The following is an 18252-nucleotide window of genomic DNA, read 5'->3' on the forward strand; positions in this document are numbered from 1 at the left end:
AAATATACTAGTTCCATTTTCTGATTGAATTGACTTCTGTTCTGAGGTGAAAACATGGCTAAGAAATTAGTAATATTTCTGCTCTTTTTATTAATCATTATCTTATTACCGAACACCGTTTTAGCTGAAGATAAGGAAAAATCTCTTTATGAAGAACGGCTAGCATTGTATAAAAAGACAGCTGCCCTCACTGAAATTCCTTGGTATTATATCGCAGCTGTTGATCAATATGAGCGACAAATTCACAAAGATCTAGAACCAGACCAATTAATTTCTATAAGAATCCCTCCAGAATATTGGTTTGGAGTTGGTAATGCATCGACAGATATAAAATCAATAGAATTTTTTAACGGTATCGGTAAAGATGGAAATGGAGATAAAAAAGCAGACCCAGAAAACGGTGAAGATGTACTATTTACAATGGCTTCTTATATTAAATCTTTCGGTCATTCTGAAGAAGATTTTAAGATTGCGTTATGGAATTATTACAAAAGAGACCTAACGGTACAAACAATAAAAAATACAGCTAGAGTATTTAAAAAATTTAAAGCGATTTATTTAACTGACCGGGACTTTCCAGTAGCGATAAATTATAATTATAGTTATAGAAATACGTGGGGAGATAGACGTGGTTTTGGTGGGAATCGCATTCATGAAGGAACAGATATTTTTGCAGGGTATGGTACTCCTGTACACTCTACCACATATGGAGTAGTAGAGTTAAAAGGCTGGAATTTGTATGGTGGTTGGAGAGTTGGTATACGAGATATCTTCAATATTTATCATTATTATGCCCATTTAAGTGGCTTTGAGGAAGGATTAAAAGTAGGACAAATTGTAAAGCCAGGGGATGTATTAGGAAGTGTTGGATCTACCGGTTATGGACCTCCAGGAACATCAGGGAAATTCCCACCTCATTTACATTATGGCATGTATAAAGATAATGGGTATAGTGAATGGTCATTTGACCCTTATCCGTATTTGAGAAAGTGGGAAAGAATGGCTAGAAATAAGCGTTAAAAAAGCGAATGTCTTCTTAGGACATCCGCTTTTTCTATCTTCTAGTCAATACTACGAAAACCGTACTGGACTTTCTTAATTAGCTTCTTTTGATTTTTTAACAGCCCACCAAATGCTCGCTGCCAAACCTCCCCAAACAATAACAATAGATAGAATCATAAAAAAGATCCAGGCCATTTTATTGTGCCTCCTTCTTTAAGTTCTCTTCCTCATTAGCTGACGGCTTCTTCCATTTCGTTATAGCCATAATAATACCTACAATTAAAGCTCCAGCAGCTACTGCCCAGCCACCCCATAAGATAAAGGCATCGGAGTACCCTTCATAGTTTCCTGTTGTATTCTCTTCACCAGTAAACTGTTTTAGTAAGTTCAATTTAAACAAACCATACATCATATATCCTAAGACAATTGGGGTTATAAAGGACAAGCTAACAGTCCACCAAGAGCCAAGCTTAATGTCAGATATTTCATTGGCATGTTCTTTCAAATTCTTAATTTCTCGTAATACCCAAGCGATTAATACTACTTCAATTAACCCTAATAATGCAACACCAAATTGGTTTATGAAGTAATCAGCTGCATCTAACAGATATAGTCCACCCTGTGTCGCAAACAATAGTGATATTAATGCTGCAGTTCCACCACCAAATGCAACAGCTTTTCCACGAGAAATTTTAAATTTATCCATTAAACCAGATATATATGTTTCTGAAATAGACATTAAAGAAGTTAAACCTGCTAGAACTAAAGATGCAAAGAATAAGAATCCGAATAATGCATTCAGTCCTGGGAATTGATTAATAATTTCTGGGAATACAACGAATGCTAATCCTACACCAGCCGAGACAACTTCATCAACAGGTACACCGACTTGCCCAGCCATAAACCCTAAAATCGCAAATACTCCAATACCTGCTAGGATTTCAAAAGATGAGTTACCAAACCCAGTTATAAAAGCGTTATTTGTTAGATCCGATTTTTTAGGCAAATAACTAGAATACGTAATCATAATTGCAAATGCAATCGATAAACTAAAGAATATTTGTCCATATGCCGCTACCCATACTTCTGGATCGAGTATTCGACTAAAATCAGGTGTAAAGAACGCCTCTAAACCATCTAATGCTCCTGGTAATGTGATAGCTCGAATTACAATGATTAAGAATACGATTACTAATGCTGGTATAAAAATACGGTTCGCTATCTCAATACCTTTCTTAACACCTTTGAATAAGATACCAAGTGTAATTACCCAAACTAATATTAACGGGATTAATACTCCTGGTACTAGACTACCTAATTCTCCCGGTGCAACTGTGCGTTTCAAATAATCTCCCATTAAGAACGCTCCAGTATCAGAACCCCAATTTAAGTTGAATGAAAAAACAGAATAAGACATTGCCCAGGCAATAATAACTGAATAATAAGTAGAGATGACAAACGCTACTAATACTGCCCACCATCCTATGAACTCTGTTTTCTTATTCATTCTCCGATAAGTTAACGGTGCTGAGCCACGGTATTTGTGCCCCATTGTAAATTCCAAAATTAAAATTGGAATACCTGCCGTTAACAATGCAAACAGATAAGGGATTAAAAATGCCCCTCCTCCATTGTCATAGGCTACAGCCGGAAACCGCCAAATATTACCTAATCCAACGGCAGATCCTACTGCAGCCAAAATAAATCCTGCTCTCGTTCCCCACTGTGAACGTGTTTCCATTAGAAGACCTCCTTATAATTTTTTCCTTATTACATATGTAAATTTGTAATAAGCCTAAGATAATGTTAAATTACCTACTTGTACAGTTTATATTTTATTTTTCAGAAATTACTGAACTTGTCTGTATTATAACGGTACGGAGTTTATATGTCAAAGTATTTTTTAAATTTTCTCATTCTAAAAAATATTATAAATAAACAAAAAGAGCCTCACTCTTTTGGGGGTAATTCCATGAGGATTTATCCAAAAAGTTAGACTCTATTTTCAATGCTATCTTTAGTTGTTTGATACTTTTTTCATGATTACTGCAAAAGCAACTATAAGTACTAATGTTACTATCAATCCTACAAACAATAAGTTCGTTAAACCAATAATTAAATATCCAATTGATGAAGCAATCGCAACGACTAATGCATATGGAAGTTGTGTTAGCACGTGATCTATATGATTTGCCCCTGCACCTGTTGACGATAGTACTGTTGTATCAGATATAGGTGACACATGATCTCCAAATACTGCACCAGCTAACACTGCCGCAAGGGAAGGAAGCATTAATGTTGGGTCTGCTACAGCCATGATATTAGCTGCAATTGGAAGCATAATTCCAAATGTACCCCAAGATGTTCCCGTAGCAAGTGCCATAAAACCAGAAATTATAAATAGTATTAATGGTAAAAATCCTGTACTAATATTTGCAGTCTCAACCACTCCAGCTAAATACTCACCTGTTTGAAGGGTAGAGATAATAGACCCTATCACCCAAGCTAGTAAAAGAATATAGATTGCCGGAAGCATCGCTTTAATACCTTCCATAAAGACACGGCCAGTAGTTGCATTTTGATTTCGTTGAGTTACATATAGTACAAACGCGATTACTACTGCTACAATACCACCAATAAACAGTGAGAAGTTAACATTTGTATTTTCAAATATAGATAGAAGTGTTACTGTATCACCACTAGCATTTGCGCCAGTTATCAACATGAAGCCGACTGTAGTAACTAGCAGAGCAACAATTGGTACAATTAAATGATAGACTCTTCCTTTTTTACTTGGACTAAACGTATCTGATAAATCTCCTGGAACCGCTTTGTCACTCGGAATTACTTCTCCAGTTTGCAATGCTTTATCTTCATGCTTTTTCATTGGTCCAAAGTTAATATCGAAATAAGCAACAAGGAAAACTAATAGTATGGCACCAATCGCATATAAATTGTAAGGAATCATTTTAACAAATGCTTCTAATGGTTGAAGCCCGACAACAACAACTAAAGACCCGATTACACCAATTAAATAAGCACCCCAACTTGATATAGGAGAAATAACCGTAATTGGTGCAGACGTAGAGTCAATATAATATGCTAATTTCGCACGAGAGATTTTATAACGATCCGTTATCGGTCTAGCTATTTGCCCGACAGCTAACGCATTAAAGTAGTCATCAATGAATATGATTAGTCCAAAGATTGGAGCCATTAATTGCGCGCCACGACGGGTCTTAATTTTAGAAATCATCCAGTCTCCAAATGCCTTACTACCACCGGAAGCTTGTAGAAAAGCTGTCATGACCCCTAATAATAATAAAAAGCCAATTAATTGTAAATCACCTGTGTTAATGGATCCTTCTGAAACAAAGATACCGTAAAACACACTCCAGATTTCTTTAACACTGTTCAAAATGTTAAAATCATGAATAAACAATGCTCCAACAATAATTCCTACACCTAGTGATAGGAGTACTTTCCTAGTTATTAGTACTAAAACGAGCATCACAACTGCTGGAATAAGAGAAAAAATTGTTCCTTCCATAAAAGCTACCTCCAATGTTGTATTTAGTATGTGCCGTCCGAACATGGAGATACGCTTTTGGTTTTTTGCAAACAAAAAAAGCAACGATAGAAAATAACTTATCATTGCTTTTGATATACGTTATCCTCCATCACGATCTGTAGTCCTCCATGCGGTCGGCCGCATGACAGTGTGCCTCTTATTCAAAGACACCCCAGCAAATAATAAGTTCGACCCTTATTACGCTTCGGCAAATAAGCCTTTCATCCATAATCATCGTTGTCATCCTCATATGGATTACTTTTCTTACTCGCGCCTCTACCTCACCGATCTGATAAGGTTTCTATTAAATTATGAATCTACTATACTAAATTATTCATCATCTTGCAAGTCTTCTTTTGGGACAGATATAGAAGGATTGCCCCCAGTACCACCGTAAAAATCAGGTACATCCCCCATTACTAATGTTTTGTCTATTAATATTTTTGTACTTACCTTTTGTACATCAGTTGTAAAAGGTATAACAATTTGCACATCTGCTTCTACCTTTACGTATAACGATACAAATACACCATTAATTGCTAATTCTTCTACCTCTTCTACTAATTCTGTCCGTACAGCACCAATTAACTCCAGATTAATCGGGATTCGAGGTCCTAAATTAGCTAAGATAGAATTCCCGGTTGCTTGACCAAGTGGGATTTCAATAACAGTTGGATCTCGATCAACTAATTCATCAACTGTATCTCCATATACTTCTGGTTCACCAAGTGGGTCACTGTATTGTGGTGGTGTTCCACGGTTCATACTATGAAAAAACTCTTCTACCCTATCAGTTGCTGCGCGATTAATTTTATTAACTACCGACTGATCCCATCCAACTATAGATATATAACCCGCTTCGGTTTTTTCTTTAATTGCAATATCATCAAATGTATACTCTTCTGCAAACTTAACTGCTGAATTAATACCTCTAGTTGCAAATTCAGTTGTTTTCGCTTCAGCAATCTCTAAAATTGTTGGCGTAATCTTTTCATCAACAAACTTTAGACTAAAATACGTAATGACCACTACCATGATAAATGAAATCATTAAAATATAACGTGACGGAGGAGGTGAACTCCTTCCACGAAAACCCATCCGATGTCTTCTCATTATAAAAACCCCCTCAGTACAATCTATGCTTGTTCCTTTGGGGGTATGCTATTCATAACTTAATAACAGTTAATAATGGTTAGGTTTAATTCTTTGGATAAATCGACTTCATAAGCAGTGACCTCACTGGATCCATCTTTTTCAATCCGAATAATTGGACGATCACATATGTTTTTATTTTGAGATATTACAATTCCTTGACGTTTATCATTCAATTCCACAGTAATTCCGTTTGGATAAATCGCAACACTAGACTTAAAGGCCTCTACAACCTTCTTATCAAACTGATTCACTGCTGCACTGTATAAAAATTCCATCGCTTCATGTGGTAATAAAGCTTTTTTATAGACCCGATTACTTGTCATAGCATCAAACACATCCGCAACTCCAATAATTTGAGCAAATAGGTGGATTTCGTTTTCTTTTAATCCACGAGGATAGCCAGACCCATTTAATCGTTCATGATGTTGATAGGCACAGTGAGCAACGAGGGAGGAATATGTATGTGTTTTCCGAAGCAAGTTATATCCAATCGTTGTATGTGATTTCATTACCTCAAATTCTTCTACTGTTAATTGTGTTGGCTTATTGATAATATCTGAATCAATAAATACCTTTCCAATGTCATGGAGCATGGCACCCTTACCTAGCTCTAATAATTCCTTAGAGTTTAAGCCTAATTTCATTCCAATTGCTAAAGAGTATATTGCAACATTTAATGAATGATTATAAATATAATCATTCATTAAATAGATATCTGTAAGTATACTAATCGATTCTGGATGATTATCTAAATCATTTTTTATTTTTGTAATTACTTCTGTAATATTCCTCGACTCTTCGTCAAGAGCGTGTGGACTAGCTTTTAGATTACCTTTACGGATATTCGTAAATAATTTCTTTAAGGATGATACAGCCTCTTGTCTTAATCTCTCGGAAATTACAGATTGAGTTGTAATATCGTTCGTGGATTCATCTTCTATATAAACATAGGATATCCCTTGTGCCTCTAATCGTTCTAATATTCTATCAGATATTGTGACACCATTTTGAAGTAGGATTGTTCCATTTTCGCGATAGATTGTTTGCCCTAAAATATTACCTGGTTTAATTGATCGTAGTGATACTAGTCTCATAGCCTACCCCTACCTAACTAACTCCGCCAAAAGAGTCAAAATTCGACATAATAATAATTTCATAGTATCAAATTTTTCTAAATTCCGCTATAAATTACTAAGTATTTTAATATCCGAACAACAAAAAATGTCTCACAAAGGAGACACTTTTCTAAGAGATACGTTTTAATGCTTCTTTTCCGATCATACCAACTTCCCAACCAAACTGTTCCTTTGAGGCCTCTGTTATTTTCTCTAACGGGGCATTTAACAAATCATCAATCGTACGAACTCCGACAGCCCTTGCAGCAATTACTTGACGATCCTTTAGTTTCTCACTCAGTAAATCAACATCCAATGCACCACACATAATATACCCGATCTCATTAGTTATCATTAAGAGATTCGTTTTAGGAAGTTCTACTTTTATCGCTGTAAACATGATACCTTCTACTTCCAACGGATTAATCGTAATCAACTTAATGCCTCCTTTACACAATACACAATATATGTCTATGCAATAAAGGGGATATATGTCACGATTGGAAAGTTATTTTTTATAATAGGTAATTAGTGTCTCAACAAAATAATCTCGAATAAATTTAGGTAAGATATACTGCTTCCTTTCTGAACGTGCCACTTCCGGCAATAGTCTTCCAAAGGTAAATGTATCTGCAGTAATTACCGAATAAGTTTTATCAGGGTTTATTGGTTTATTATGGATTCTAACTTCCGATACAAACTCTTGCCCATTCGAATGTAATTCCGTCTCAACATCGATTCTAGAGAAGACCATCTTACCTAACACCTTACCTCTAAATCCCAATCCTTTTAATTCAAATTCCATAAATTCTTTTGTTAAACTAACTCGAATTACTTCTATCAATTCCGCCCCAGTTAACTCGACTATACAAGGATTAATTGGATGAGGACATATGCGATGCACATCTCCATATGTTATTTCACCTTTTTCAAATCCTTCTAATAATAACCCCGTGTTAAACATTCCACAATCTGCTTGTTCTTCTTGTGTAATAAAGTCTGTTAACTGCTGCATAATAGTTGAATGCTTATACCAGTCCACTTTTATTGGTTTATCAATTGTAACAATTGATGTTCCTAGAACATGATTCGATTTTTTTTGAAGTTCTTGAAGTAATTCTAATGTGTAGTTATCGTTGGGATAATTCGAAATTTCTGTTGTATAGGCTTCTTTTTTTACTAATTTTCTTTCATTATGATCCCAAGTTAAGATGACTTCTCCTACATAATTACAATGTTTTCCTCCAGCAGTGATGATAGCTTGATTCACTTCTTCTCCAGTTCGTAATAAATGATGAGTATGCCCTCCGATAATTACATCGATTTCCGAAAACCCTCTAGCAATTTCTTGATCTTCAGAAATACCTAAGTGGGATAATAGAACAATAATATCTGTTTCTTCTTTTAGTTTTGAGATTAGACATCCTAAAGTATGATAAATATCTTTGATATTCCAGCCTAGAATCTCATAATACTCTTTAAATGGCGCGGTTAGTCCAATTACTCCTATCCGTATCCCGTTATTTGATTGAATTTGCACAGTAGGCTTTAACCAATTTGGATTTTCTCCTCTTTTATTCTCTAAATTGGCGCAAACTACATGAAATTTAGCGTTATCATACAACTGAAATAAATCCTCATGAGCAAACGTAATACCCTCATTATTACCAATCGTGACTACATCATATCCAATTTCATTCAAGAGTGTAATATTGCCTTTCCCTAATAATGCTTCTGAAATGGGGTGCACCCGGTCAATATGATCACCAATATCAAAAAGCCAATATGAATCATTGGCTTTTTCACGCTTTTCTTTTGCTGTTTTCATAAACGTAGCTACTTTTGGCCATTGTTTGAAATTACTATGTAGATCATTTGTATAGTAGAAATATAATTTTTCTTGCATAAGTAGACTCCTTAAGCTGTTAGCCCATTAATTATCATACGTAATCCAATAATAATTAATGTTACTCGTAAAATCCATTCTAACGTTTTCCCTTTTAAAATTTGGTTAGTTTTAGCACCGAGGCGACCACCAATCCACGCTCCTGGAATGAAGAAGAAAACGTATGTCCATTCTATATGTCCAAGTGTAATGTGGGTGCTTGCTCCAATCATACTAACAAAAAATATCATAAACATCGAAGTAGCAGTTGCAATATGTACTGGAAAGCCAAACAATAATATCATTGCTGGAACCATAATAGATCCCCCACCTATTCCAAATAACCCTGACAAACTGCCAACAACTAAAGAAAGAATGAACGCAAAAGTTGGTGAAACGGAATACTGGAATGTATCCCCATTCATGTGAAAAGTTCGCAAATGACTACTTGCTTGAATTTGGACTTGCACTCGTGGTTTTCTTTTAACGAAGAAGAGTAATGATATTCCGATAATCAATATTCCAAAATATAGTAAAAACTCTTCTGTCCCTATGAATTGATTTAGCCATGAACCAAATATACTACCTGGTATACTTCCTGACAAAAATAGAATACCCGTTTTATAATCTACTCTCCCTTCCTTAAAATAGGAAAGAGTAGATGCAAGTGAAGTGAAAACCATTGTAATTAACGATATACCGACAATTGCCTGTGGAGTAGCCCATTCGAAGCCTGGGACAAACTGGCTAAGCAGTAACATACTTGGTATAAGTATAACTCCTCCACCAAGCCCGACTAAACTTCCTATAAATGCTGTCATGATACCAATAAATAAACAAATTATGACTACCAAATGAAAAACCTCTGTTCTTTTAGTTTCTATCTCATTGTAGCATTTTGAGAGATAGATTCCTAATGAGCAGTTTATCTTTCAGTCCGTATTATATTTTTGGATATACATAAAAAACCCAGTACAAGATATCTTGTACTGGGTAAATATTATTAACCGATTGAACCTTCCATCTCGAATTTGATTAGACGGTTCATTTCAACTGCATACTCCATTGGAAGTTCTTTCGTAAATGGCTCGATGAAGCCCATTACGATCATTTCAGTTGCTTCTTCTTCCGATAAACCTCTACTCATTAAGTAGAATAACTGTTCTTCAGAAACATTTGAAACTCTAGCTTCGTGCTCTAATGAAATATTATCATTTAAAATTTCATTATAAGGAATGGTATCTGATTTTGACTTATTATCTAAAATCAATGTATCACATTCGATATTAGCACGTGCACCATCAGCCTTACGTCCAAAGTGAACAACACCACGGTACGTAACGTTTCCTCCATCTTTAGAGAATGACTTAGAAACGATCGTAGAAGAAGTGTTTGGTGCTAGGTGATGCATCTTCGCACCAGCATCTTGCACTTGGCCTTTACCAGCCATTGCAATAGAGATTGTGTTACCACGAGCACCTTCTCCACGTAGAATGATTGCTGGATATTTCATTGTTAGTTTAGAACCAATGTTACCATCAATCCATTCCATTGTTCCATTAGCATCAACTACTGCACGTTTTGTAACTAGGTTATAAACGTTAGCAGACCAGTTTTGAATTGTCGTATAACGGCAATATGCATCTTTTTTAACGATGATTTCAACTACTGCACTATGAAGTGAACTTGAAGAATACGTTGGTGCTGTACATCCTTCCACATAGTGTACTGAAGCATCTTCATCAACAATAATTAGTGTTCTTTCAAACTGTCCCATATTTTCAGAGTTAATACGGAAATATGCTTGAAGTGGTGTACTTGTTTTTACACCTTTTGGTACATAAATAAATGAACCACCAGACCAAACTGCAGAGTTAAGTGCTGAGAATTTATTATCAGAGTATGGAATTACTGTACCGAAGTACTCTTTAAATAAATCTTCATGCTCTTTTAATGCAGAATCCGTGTCTAAGAAAATAATACCTAAATCTTGTAAATCTTCTTTTAGACTTTGATAAACTACTTCAGATTCGTATTGTGCAGAAACACCAGCAAGGTATTTCTGCTCTGCTTCAGGGATACCTAATCGATCGAATGTTTGTTTAATTTCTTCAGGTACTTCATCCCAAGATCTACCTTGTTTCTCAGAAGGTTTAACATAGTAAACAATTTCATCGAAATCAAGTTCGGTTAAATCTCCACCCCATTGTGGCATTGGACGTGAATAGAAATGTTCCAATGCTTTAAGACGGTAATCTAACATCCACTCAGGTTCTTCTTTCATTTTCGAAATCTCTTCAACAACTTTACGTGTTAAACCACGCTCCGTACGGAAAACAGAAACGTCTTTATCACGAAAGCCATATTTATACTCATCTATTTCAGGCGCTTTTTTTGCCATCATATACCCTCCTTCTAGTAATGGTACATTTACTTATTGTGAACTCCCTTTTCCATTGCTTTCCATGCTAAGGTTGCACATTTAATACGAGCTGGGAATTGAGAAACACCACTTAATGCCTCTGCATCTCCCATGTCTAAATCCGTATCAATCTCTCCCCCAAGCATCATATTAGAAAAGAGTTTCGACATTTCTAAAGCATCTGCAACGGGTTGACCTTTTATTGCTTGAGTCATCATTGATGCAGACGACATACTGATTGAACAGCCTTCCCCTTCAAATTTAGCATCCTTTACGACACCATCTTCAATTTGAAGTTGTAATTGAATACGATCTCCACAGGTTGGGTTATTCATATCAACTGTAAGTGCATCTCCTTCAATTACACCTCGGTTACGGGGATTTTTATAATGATCCATAATCACTTGACGATAAAGTGACTCTAAGTTGTTAAAAGACATGACCGAAAAACTCCTTCGTTTTCAAGAGTCCGTCAACTAATTTTTCCACATCATCTTCTGTATTATAAAGGTAGAAGCTTGCTCTCGCTGTTGCTGTTACGTTTAACCACTTCATTAATGGTTGAGCACAGTGATGTCCAGCACGAACAGCTATACCATAAGAATCTAATGCGGTCGCAACGTCATGAGGATGAACGTCCCCTAAATTAAAAGTTACAAGTGCCGCACGATGTTCAGGTCCATACACTTTAATATCATCTACAGTACGTAGACGGTCCATGACATAATCAGCTAACTTTTGTTCATGATTTAGAATGTTATCCATTCCGACATCTTCTAAAAAGTCAATTGCAGCAGCAAGACCTATGGCACCAGCTATAATCGGTGTACCACCTTCAAACTTCCAAGGTAGCTCTTTCCAAGTTGAATCCTGTAAATCTACAAAATCGATCATTTCACCACCAAATTCAACTGGTTCCATATTCTCTAGCAATTCTCTCTTCCCATAAAGCACACCTATTCCAGTTGGTGCTAACATCTTATGACCAGAGAAAGCGTAGAAATCACAATCAAGGTCTTGTACATCTACTTTCATATGTGGAACTCCTTGAGCCCCATCTACAACGAGTACAGCACCTTTGCTATGAGCAATTTGAGCAATTTCTTTAATTGGGTTTATTGTTCCCAATACGTTAGAAACATGCGCAATTGCTACTACTTTCGTATTATCGGTAACAAGTTTACGAACATCTTCTAAAGAAATTGTTCCATCATCTTGTAACGGAATGTAATTTAATGTTGCACCTGTTGCTTTAACTGCTTGTTGCCAAGGGATGATATTACTATGATGTTCCATAGGAGTAATTAAGACTTCATCACCAGGCTTTAAGTTAGCACGAGCATAACTATATGCAACTGTATTAATACCTGTCGTTGTACCGCGGTTAAAAATTATCTCCGAAGTACTTTTTGCATTAATAAAACGTCGAACCTTCTCACGTGCTCCTTCATATTGATCCGTCGCACGAGAACCAAGGGTATGAACACCACGGTGAACATTGGCATTATCTTTACGATAGTAGTTATCAACAGCTTCAATAACCGAAATTGGTTTTTGAGATGTTGCTGAAGAATCTAAATATACTAATGGGTGACCATTTACTTCTTGATCCAGAATCGGGAACATTTGCCTAATGGCTTTTACATCCATTAGTTAACTTTCCTTTCGATTACTTGTTTCAACTGCTTTTTAACAGCATCAATTGGTAATTCTCTTACTACTGGATCTAAGAATCCATAGATAACAAGACGTTCAGCTTCTTCTTTTCTAATTCCACGACTCATAAAGTAATATAGTTGCATCGGATCTACTCTACCAACTGATGCTGCGTGACCTGCAGTAACATCATCTTCTTCAATTAGAAGGATTGGGTTTGCATCTCCACGAGCATTTTCACTTAACATTAGTACACGAGAAGTTTGTTCACTATTTGCACCAGAAGCACCATGTTCAATTTTACCAACAGCATTAAAAATAGTTGTTGCACTTTCTTTCATAACCCCACGTTGTAGGATTTGACCATCTGTATTTTTACCAAATTGAACAATTTTCGCAGTAAAGTTCTGTGTTTGTTTTCCACGTCCAACTGTAACGGCATTTGCGTTAGCAGATCCACCATCTCCAACTAGATGTGTTACGTTTTCTGACACTGTGTCACCATCATTCATTTGTCCTAATGCCCAATCAATTTGCGCATCACGGTAACCTACACCACGACGATTTACATATGTTGTCGTGCCTGCAGCAAAATTATCTACCGCTCCAAATGAAATTTTTGCATTATCTTGTGCAATAACCTCTGTTACAATGTTTGCAACAGTTTCTTCATTTTGATTATTAGAAATATAGTTTTCAACATATGTTAATTCACTATTTTCATCAGCAACAACTAGCACATGATTAATAAGCGCTACTTCCGGATCTTCTTGCCAAAAAACAACTTGAAGTGGTTCTTTAATTTGTACATTTTTTGGAACGTATACAAAGATACCACCGTTCATTAATGCAGCGTGAAGTGCAGTTAATTTATGTTCATCAACAGATACTGCATCCTTCATAAAGTATCGTTTCACTAGATCTTCATGCTCTCTTAAAGCAGTGAAAATATCCGTGAAAATTACACCTTTATTTGCTAAATCATCATTTAGTTTAGCGAAAGCTACAGTGTGATTACGTTGGATAACTAGATTCTCAGGTAAAGCTTCTTTATCAAAGAAATCTTGTATTTCAACTGGCAATTCTGTTAAAGATGTAATAGTTTCCACTTCACCAGAAGCCGTATGTTTAAAGCGTGTAAAGTTCCATTTACCAATTTTTGTTTTATCTGGTTTTGGTAATTCCAGAGATTCAGCCTGTTCCAATGCATTTAGACGAAGTTCTTTCATCCATGCTGGTTCATTAAGCTGGCTTGAAAACTGCTCGATATAACTTCTATCATAAGGTAGCTTTGTCTCTACAGTCATATTACCCCTCCTAACTATTAAGCGTTTTGCCCAACTGTTTCGTCTTCAATACCTAATTCTTCTTTAATCCAGTCATATCCTTCCGCTTCTAAGCGTTGTGCTAATTCAGGACCACCAGATTTAACAACACGACCTTGCATCATTACGTGTACGTAGTCTGGAGTAATATAGTTTAATAGACGTTGGTAGTGAGTAATGATCAAGCAGCCAAATTCTTCGCCGCGCATTTTGTTAATTCCTTTTGATACTACTTTAAGTGCATCAATATCTAGACCAGAGTCAATTTCGTCAAGAATTGCAATATCTGGTTTAATTTGCATTAATTGAAGGATTTCATTACGTTTCTTCTCTCCACCAGAGAACCCTTCATTTAAATATCTAGTTGCCATATTTTGATCGATTTCTAAGTAATCTAGGTCTTTATCTAATTCTTTAATGAATTTCATTAGTGGGATTTCATCGCCTTCTTCACGACGTGCGTTAATAGCAGAACGTAAGAATTCAGATGTTGTTACACCACTTACTTCACTTGGATATTGCATTGCAAGGAATAGACCTGCACGAGCACGCTCATCTACTTCCATTTCAAGAACATCTTCACCATTAAGTGTGATGCTTCCCTCAGTAATTTCGTATTTAGGATGACCCATGATAGCAGATGCTAATGTGGATTTACCAGTACCGTTTGGTCCCATAATAGCGTGGAATTCTCCACCCTTAATTGTTAAATTAACACCTTTCAATATTTCTTTATCTTCAATAGATACATGAAGATTTTTAATTTCTAATGTAGATCCTGCCATATTTGATACCTCCATAATTGTTATGTTTTTGGATATGTAAATTATTTATATCCATTCTCAATCTATTCTCATTACAATCTTATAGCATTTCGAATTGATAAGCAACTTTTTTAGGTTATGCAAGTTTGTCCATTTATATAGGAAGAAACAAGGTATATTTTATTGTCAATTTCTAGAAAAATATTACAGTTTGGCGAATAAAATATAGAGGCTGACTATAATTAGCCAACCTCTCATCTATAATCATCTATGAATGTTACTTTCAATTTCAGCTACAACGTATTTAGATCTATTGTAATCTTCTTGTCGTCTCCTTTCAACCTTCATCCGGTTTTCTAATTTACGACAATAATCTGCATACCCCATTCGATGTGATTTTTGCATCGCTTTTTCCATTTCTGGAGTATAATTCATTTGTATCTCACTATTAATAGTGAATCATCCTTTCGTTTTATTGACAATTCCATCGTAGCATGCAGACATAGTGGACTCCAAGTTGGATTTCATCGCTAATATTAGGATCAATTCACATTTCTTCTACTACAATTCTAATAATAGTAATATCCATAAACATTTTCGCTTTTTCTCGCATATACTATTGTTTGCTCAATAAAAGAAAAAAACAGTAAACCCTAGAATGGATTTACTGTTTGAAAGTATTAGTTATTTCCACCAACTGGTACTACAGCACCCTCATACTTTTCGATAATAAAGTTTTGAATTTCCTCGGATTGAAGAACTTCTACAATTTTCTTAAGGTCTTCATTGTCTTTATCTTCTGAACGAGCAGCAATAATATTTACATAATCAGATTCTTCACCTTCAAGAAGTAGCGGATCGTCTAGTGGATTTAATCCACCTTCGATTGCATAGTTTACATTAATTGCTACAAGTGTGTTTTCCTCATTTTCATATGCTTCAATTAAAAATTCTGGGTTTACTTCCCCGAATAGGAATTGTAAGTTTAATGGATTTTCAACGATATCATCTTGTGTTAATGTTAGTGGGTCTTCAATATCATCTGCAACTTTAATTAACCCTTCTGCTTCAAATAGCTCAAGTACACGAAGATGATCTGCATCGTTACGACTAATAATTACTTCTGTGCCTTCTGGAATATCATCAACACTTGTAATGCCTTTAGAATAAATTCCAATTGGTTCAATATGAATTCCACCTAGATTAACGATATCATAAGCTTTGTCTGGGTCAGTTGTTTCACCTTCAAAAAACGGAATATGTTGGAAATAGTTTGCATCAATTGCACCTTCGTCTAGATCAAGGTTTGGTAAGAAGTAATCAGAATACTCTTCAATTTCAATTGTAATGCCCTCTTCTTCTAAAATAGGCTTAGCCTTTTCTAACACTTCTGCATGCGGTGTACTTGTTGCACCAATCTTGATCACTTCATCATTGCCACAAGCAGCTAATAATCCAATAAGTAAAATAGATAACACAAATAATAATTTCTTCATTTTGTATTCTCCCTTATGTTTTTAGTTTTTAGTATTTATCTTTTATCCAATTTCTTAGTAATCATGTCACCAATAAATTGGAAAATGAACACAATAATAATGATTAATACGGTACATACGAATACTACATCAAAATCACGGCGTACAAAGCCATAATAGTAAGCAAAATCACCTAGTCCTCCTGCACCAATAACTCCAGCAACTGCTGTATATCCAATTAAAGCAATTGCTGTTACTGTAGCTCCAGATACAAGTGCTGGCATTGATTCAGGCAATAATACTTTAAATATAATTGTTTTTGTTTTTGCCCCCATTGATTGTGCAGCTTCAATGACGCCTTTATCCACTTCACGTAAGCCAATTTCTACTAATCTGGCATAGAATGGAGCAGATCCGATAATTAAAGCAGGTAAAGCCGCATTCGAACCTCTAAACGTCCCTAATAAAAAGGTTGTAAATGGAATTAACAGTAAAATTAAAATAATAAAAGGAATAGCTCTAAAAATATTTACTACAGCAGCAATAATGTAATTGAAACCTTTATTCTTCCACAAGTTACCATTAGATGTTAAGTATAGTAAGAGACCTAAAATAATCCCAAAAATAACAGTTCCCACAAGTGCGAGTAGTGTCATATAAAATGTTTCACCAGTTGCTACAAGAAGGTCTTCTAGTACTACGTTTGGAAATAATTCCTTAAGCATGAGCTAAAACCTCCACTTCAATTGAGGTTTCTTCTTTAATAAATGTAATAGTTCGATCAATTTCCTCTATTTCTCCGAGTATTTGAACAGTTAAGGTTCCATAGGCACCTAGCTTCGTTTGATTAATTTTCCCTTGTAAAATATTTACCTCAATATTAAATTGTTTAGATATTGTACTTATTAATGCTTGGTTAGCAGTTTCTCCAATGAAGTGTAATCGTACTAATTTGCCAGCAGAATGGTCATCTATTATCTCGGTTAGGTCACCCTCTTCATTACCCATTACTTGCTCTACAAATTTCTTCGTGACTGAATGCTTAGGTTTTAAGAAAACATCGATAACCTCACCTTGCTCTACGATTTTTCCATTTTCCATAACTGCAACTCGATTACAAATCTTCTGGATAACGTGCATCTCATGCGTGATGAGTATGATTGTTAAACCAAGCCTCTCGTTAATATCTACTAGCAGATCGAGGATAGAGTTTGTTGTTTCGGGATCTAATGCAGATGTAGCTTCATCACAAAGCAGCACCTTTGGATCATTAGCAAGAGCTCTCGCAATTCCAACTCGTTGTTTTTGTCCACCGCTCAATTGTGAAGGGTAGGCATTTTCTCTACCAGCTAGACCAACTAACTGAATTAATTCTTGGACACGCTTTTCCCTTTCGTCTTTAGGTACACCAGCAATTTCTAATGGAAAGGATATATTTTCACTTACCGTTCTCGACCATAGTAAATTAAAATGCTGAAAAATCATTCCTATGTTTTGCCTTGCATTTCTTAATTCACCCTTACGAAGATTAGTTATCTCTTTGTCACCGATGATAACACTACCAGAAGTTGGTTCTTCTAGACGATTTATTAATCGAATTAATGTACTTTTTCCAGCACCACTATAGCCGATAACCCCGAAAATTTCTCCTTTTTTAATAGTTAAGCTTAAGTCATCGACAGCTGTAATCTCTTTATGTTGGATCAAAAATTTCTTTGTTAGTCCTTTTATAGATATCACCAGTGCATCCCTCCTTTTTCTATGATGTACGAATAAATAATCTTATATTCTCATGACGCTTTACTCAGTATTCTAAAACAACAAAAAACGTCTTTCTGTAAGAGAACAGAAAGACGTAATAAGTCAATATTAGATCTTCATG

Annotated in this window: 18 protein-coding genes and 1 riboswitch; of the genes, 1 reads left to right on the forward strand and 17 read right to left on the reverse strand. The window is 35.5% G+C overall.

Annotated features, from left to right (window positions below; genetic code table 11):
* Nucleotides 1-54 precede the first annotated feature (54 nt).
* Nucleotides 55-1020, forward strand: a complete 966-nt coding sequence (locus tag IEV35_RS10280) for a M23 family metallopeptidase (protein WP_188384568.1) — start codon at nucleotides 55-57, stop codon at nucleotides 1018-1020.
* Nucleotides 1021-1095: 75 nt separating this feature from the next.
* On the opposite strand, the gene IEV35_RS10285 is transcribed toward IEV35_RS10280, so the two are convergent.
* The 17 genes from IEV35_RS10285 to IEV35_RS10365 form a co-directional block, all read right to left on the reverse strand.
* Complete coding sequence (locus IEV35_RS10285; RefSeq protein ID WP_188384569.1) at nucleotides 1096-1197, reverse strand: MetS family NSS transporter small subunit; 102 nt, start codon at nucleotides 1195-1197, stop codon at nucleotides 1096-1098.
* 1 nt (nucleotide 1198) lies between these two features.
* Nucleotides 1199-2743, reverse strand: a complete 1545-nt coding sequence (locus IEV35_RS10290) for a sodium-dependent transporter (RefSeq protein ID WP_188384570.1) — start codon at nucleotides 2741-2743, stop codon at nucleotides 1199-1201.
* 276 nt (nucleotides 2744-3019) lie between these two features.
* Nucleotides 3020-4552, reverse strand: coding sequence for a Na+/H+ antiporter NhaC family protein (locus IEV35_RS10295; RefSeq protein ID WP_188384571.1), 1533 nt, complete (start codon nucleotides 4550-4552; stop codon nucleotides 3020-3022).
* 132 nt (nucleotides 4553-4684) lie between these two features.
* A riboswitch (Lysine riboswitch) is annotated at nucleotides 4685-4860 on the reverse strand.
* Nucleotides 4861-4903: 43 nt separating this feature from the next.
* The gene (gene yunB, locus IEV35_RS10300; RefSeq protein WP_188384572.1) at nucleotides 4904-5686 is read right to left on the reverse strand and encodes a sporulation protein YunB; all 783 of its coding nucleotides are present in this window, start codon (nucleotides 5684-5686) and stop codon (nucleotides 4904-4906) included.
* A gap of 59 nt (nucleotides 5687-5745) precedes the next feature.
* Nucleotides 5746-6822 carry an HD-GYP domain-containing protein gene (locus IEV35_RS10305; protein WP_188384573.1) on the reverse strand — a complete coding sequence of 359 codons (1077 nt, stop codon included), beginning with the start codon at nucleotides 6820-6822 and terminating at the stop codon, nucleotides 5746-5748.
* A 151-nt stretch (nucleotides 6823-6973) separates the two neighbouring features.
* Nucleotides 6974-7279 (reverse strand): YunC family protein, encoded by a 306-nt coding sequence (locus IEV35_RS10310; RefSeq protein ID WP_188384574.1) that lies wholly within the window; start codon nucleotides 7277-7279, stop codon nucleotides 6974-6976.
* Between the two features lie 72 nt (nucleotides 7280-7351).
* Nucleotides 7352-8749 (reverse strand): bifunctional metallophosphatase/5'-nucleotidase, encoded by a 1398-nt coding sequence (locus tag IEV35_RS10315; RefSeq protein ID WP_188384575.1) that lies wholly within the window; start codon nucleotides 8747-8749, stop codon nucleotides 7352-7354.
* Between the two features lie 11 nt (nucleotides 8750-8760).
* A complete protein-coding gene (locus IEV35_RS10320) occupies nucleotides 8761-9582 on the reverse strand; it encodes a sulfite exporter TauE/SafE family protein (protein WP_188384576.1) in 822 nt (273 codons plus the stop codon).
* A gap of 149 nt (nucleotides 9583-9731) precedes the next feature.
* Nucleotides 9732-11129 (reverse strand): Fe-S cluster assembly protein SufB, encoded by a 1398-nt coding sequence (gene sufB / locus IEV35_RS10325; protein WP_188384577.1) that lies wholly within the window; start codon nucleotides 11127-11129, stop codon nucleotides 9732-9734.
* Between the two features lie 29 nt (nucleotides 11130-11158).
* On the reverse strand, nucleotides 11159-11590 hold the full coding sequence (gene sufU / locus IEV35_RS10330) for a Fe-S cluster assembly sulfur transfer protein SufU (RefSeq protein ID WP_188384578.1): 432 nt from the start codon (nucleotides 11588-11590) through the stop codon (nucleotides 11159-11161).
* Entirely contained in the window at nucleotides 11580-12800 is a 1221-nt protein-coding gene (locus IEV35_RS10335; RefSeq protein WP_188384579.1) for a cysteine desulfurase, read from the reverse strand. The genes sufU and IEV35_RS10335 overlap by 11 nt, the downstream gene beginning before the upstream one ends.
* Nucleotides 12800-14113 carry a Fe-S cluster assembly protein SufD gene (gene sufD, locus IEV35_RS10340; protein WP_188384580.1) on the reverse strand — a complete coding sequence of 438 codons (1314 nt, stop codon included), beginning with the start codon at nucleotides 14111-14113 and terminating at the stop codon, nucleotides 12800-12802. The genes IEV35_RS10335 and sufD overlap by 1 nt, the downstream gene beginning before the upstream one ends.
* Nucleotides 14114-14130: 17 nt before the next feature.
* On the reverse strand, nucleotides 14131-14916 hold the full coding sequence (gene sufC / locus IEV35_RS10345; protein ID WP_188384581.1) for a Fe-S cluster assembly ATPase SufC: 786 nt from the start codon (nucleotides 14914-14916) through the stop codon (nucleotides 14131-14133).
* Nucleotides 14917-15159: 243 nt separating this feature from the next.
* A complete protein-coding gene (locus IEV35_RS10350) occupies nucleotides 15160-15330 on the reverse strand; it encodes a YuzK family famiily protein (RefSeq protein ID WP_188384582.1) in 171 nt (56 codons plus the stop codon).
* A gap of 245 nt (nucleotides 15331-15575) precedes the next feature.
* Nucleotides 15576-16391, reverse strand: a complete 816-nt coding sequence (locus IEV35_RS10355) for a MetQ/NlpA family ABC transporter substrate-binding protein (RefSeq protein WP_188384583.1) — start codon at nucleotides 16389-16391, stop codon at nucleotides 15576-15578.
* A 35-nt stretch (nucleotides 16392-16426) separates the two neighbouring features.
* Complete coding sequence (locus IEV35_RS10360; protein ID WP_188384584.1) at nucleotides 16427-17095, reverse strand: methionine ABC transporter permease; 669 nt, start codon at nucleotides 17093-17095, stop codon at nucleotides 16427-16429.
* Nucleotides 17088-18110 (reverse strand): methionine ABC transporter ATP-binding protein, encoded by a 1023-nt coding sequence (locus tag IEV35_RS10365; protein WP_188384585.1) that lies wholly within the window; start codon nucleotides 18108-18110, stop codon nucleotides 17088-17090. Before IEV35_RS10365 ends, IEV35_RS10360 begins: the two co-directional genes overlap by 8 nt.
* Nucleotides 18111-18252: the final 142 nt, after the last annotated feature.

It is taken from the genome of Ornithinibacillus halotolerans (genome assembly GCF_014637405.1).
Taxonomy (GTDB): domain Bacteria; phylum Bacillota; class Bacilli; order Bacillales; family Amphibacillaceae; genus Ornithinibacillus; species Ornithinibacillus halotolerans.

What these genes read in the sequence shown, in the direction of transcription:
- IEV35_RS10355 (WP_188384583.1), bottom strand. Translation starts at nt 16,391, where the DNA reads ATGAAGAAATTATTATTTGTGTTATCTATTTTACTTATTGGATTATTA.
- yunB (WP_188384572.1), bottom strand. Translation starts at nt 5,686, where the DNA reads ATGAGAAGACATCGGATGGGTTTTCGTGGAAGGAGTTCACCTCCTCCG.
- sufD (WP_188384580.1), bottom strand. Translation starts at nt 14,113, where the DNA reads ATGACTGTAGAGACAAAGCTACCTTATGATAGAAGTTATATCGAGCAG.
- sufC (WP_188384581.1), bottom strand. Translation starts at nt 14,916, where the DNA reads ATGGCAGGATCTACATTAGAAATTAAAAATCTTCATGTATCTATTGAA.
- IEV35_RS10285 (WP_188384569.1), bottom strand. Translation starts at nt 1,197, where the DNA reads ATGGCCTGGATCTTTTTTATGATTCTATCTATTGTTATTGTTTGGGGA.
- IEV35_RS10305 (WP_188384573.1), bottom strand. Translation starts at nt 6,822, where the DNA reads ATGAGACTAGTATCACTACGATCAATTAAACCAGGTAATATTTTAGGG.
- IEV35_RS10290 (WP_188384570.1), bottom strand. Translation starts at nt 2,743, where the DNA reads ATGGAAACACGTTCACAGTGGGGAACGAGAGCAGGATTTATTTTGGCT.
- sufB (WP_188384577.1), bottom strand. Translation starts at nt 11,129, where the DNA reads ATGGCAAAAAAAGCGCCTGAAATAGATGAGTATAAATATGGCTTTCGT.
- IEV35_RS10280 (WP_188384568.1), top strand. Translation starts at nt 55, where the DNA reads ATGGCTAAGAAATTAGTAATATTTCTGCTCTTTTTATTAATCATTATC.
- sufU (WP_188384578.1), bottom strand. Translation starts at nt 11,590, where the DNA reads ATGTCTTTTAACAACTTAGAGTCACTTTATCGTCAAGTGATTATGGAT.
- IEV35_RS10360 (WP_188384584.1), bottom strand. Translation starts at nt 17,095, where the DNA reads ATGCTTAAGGAATTATTTCCAAACGTAGTACTAGAAGACCTTCTTGTA.
- IEV35_RS10350 (WP_188384582.1), bottom strand. Translation starts at nt 15,330, where the DNA reads ATGAATTATACTCCAGAAATGGAAAAAGCGATGCAAAAATCACATCGA.
- IEV35_RS10335 (WP_188384579.1), bottom strand. Translation starts at nt 12,800, where the DNA reads ATGGATGTAAAAGCCATTAGGCAAATGTTCCCGATTCTGGATCAAGAA.
- IEV35_RS10315 (WP_188384575.1), bottom strand. Translation starts at nt 8,749, where the DNA reads ATGCAAGAAAAATTATATTTCTACTATACAAATGATCTACATAGTAAT.
- IEV35_RS10295 (WP_188384571.1), bottom strand. Translation starts at nt 4,552, where the DNA reads ATGGAAGGAACAATTTTTTCTCTTATTCCAGCAGTTGTGATGCTCGTT.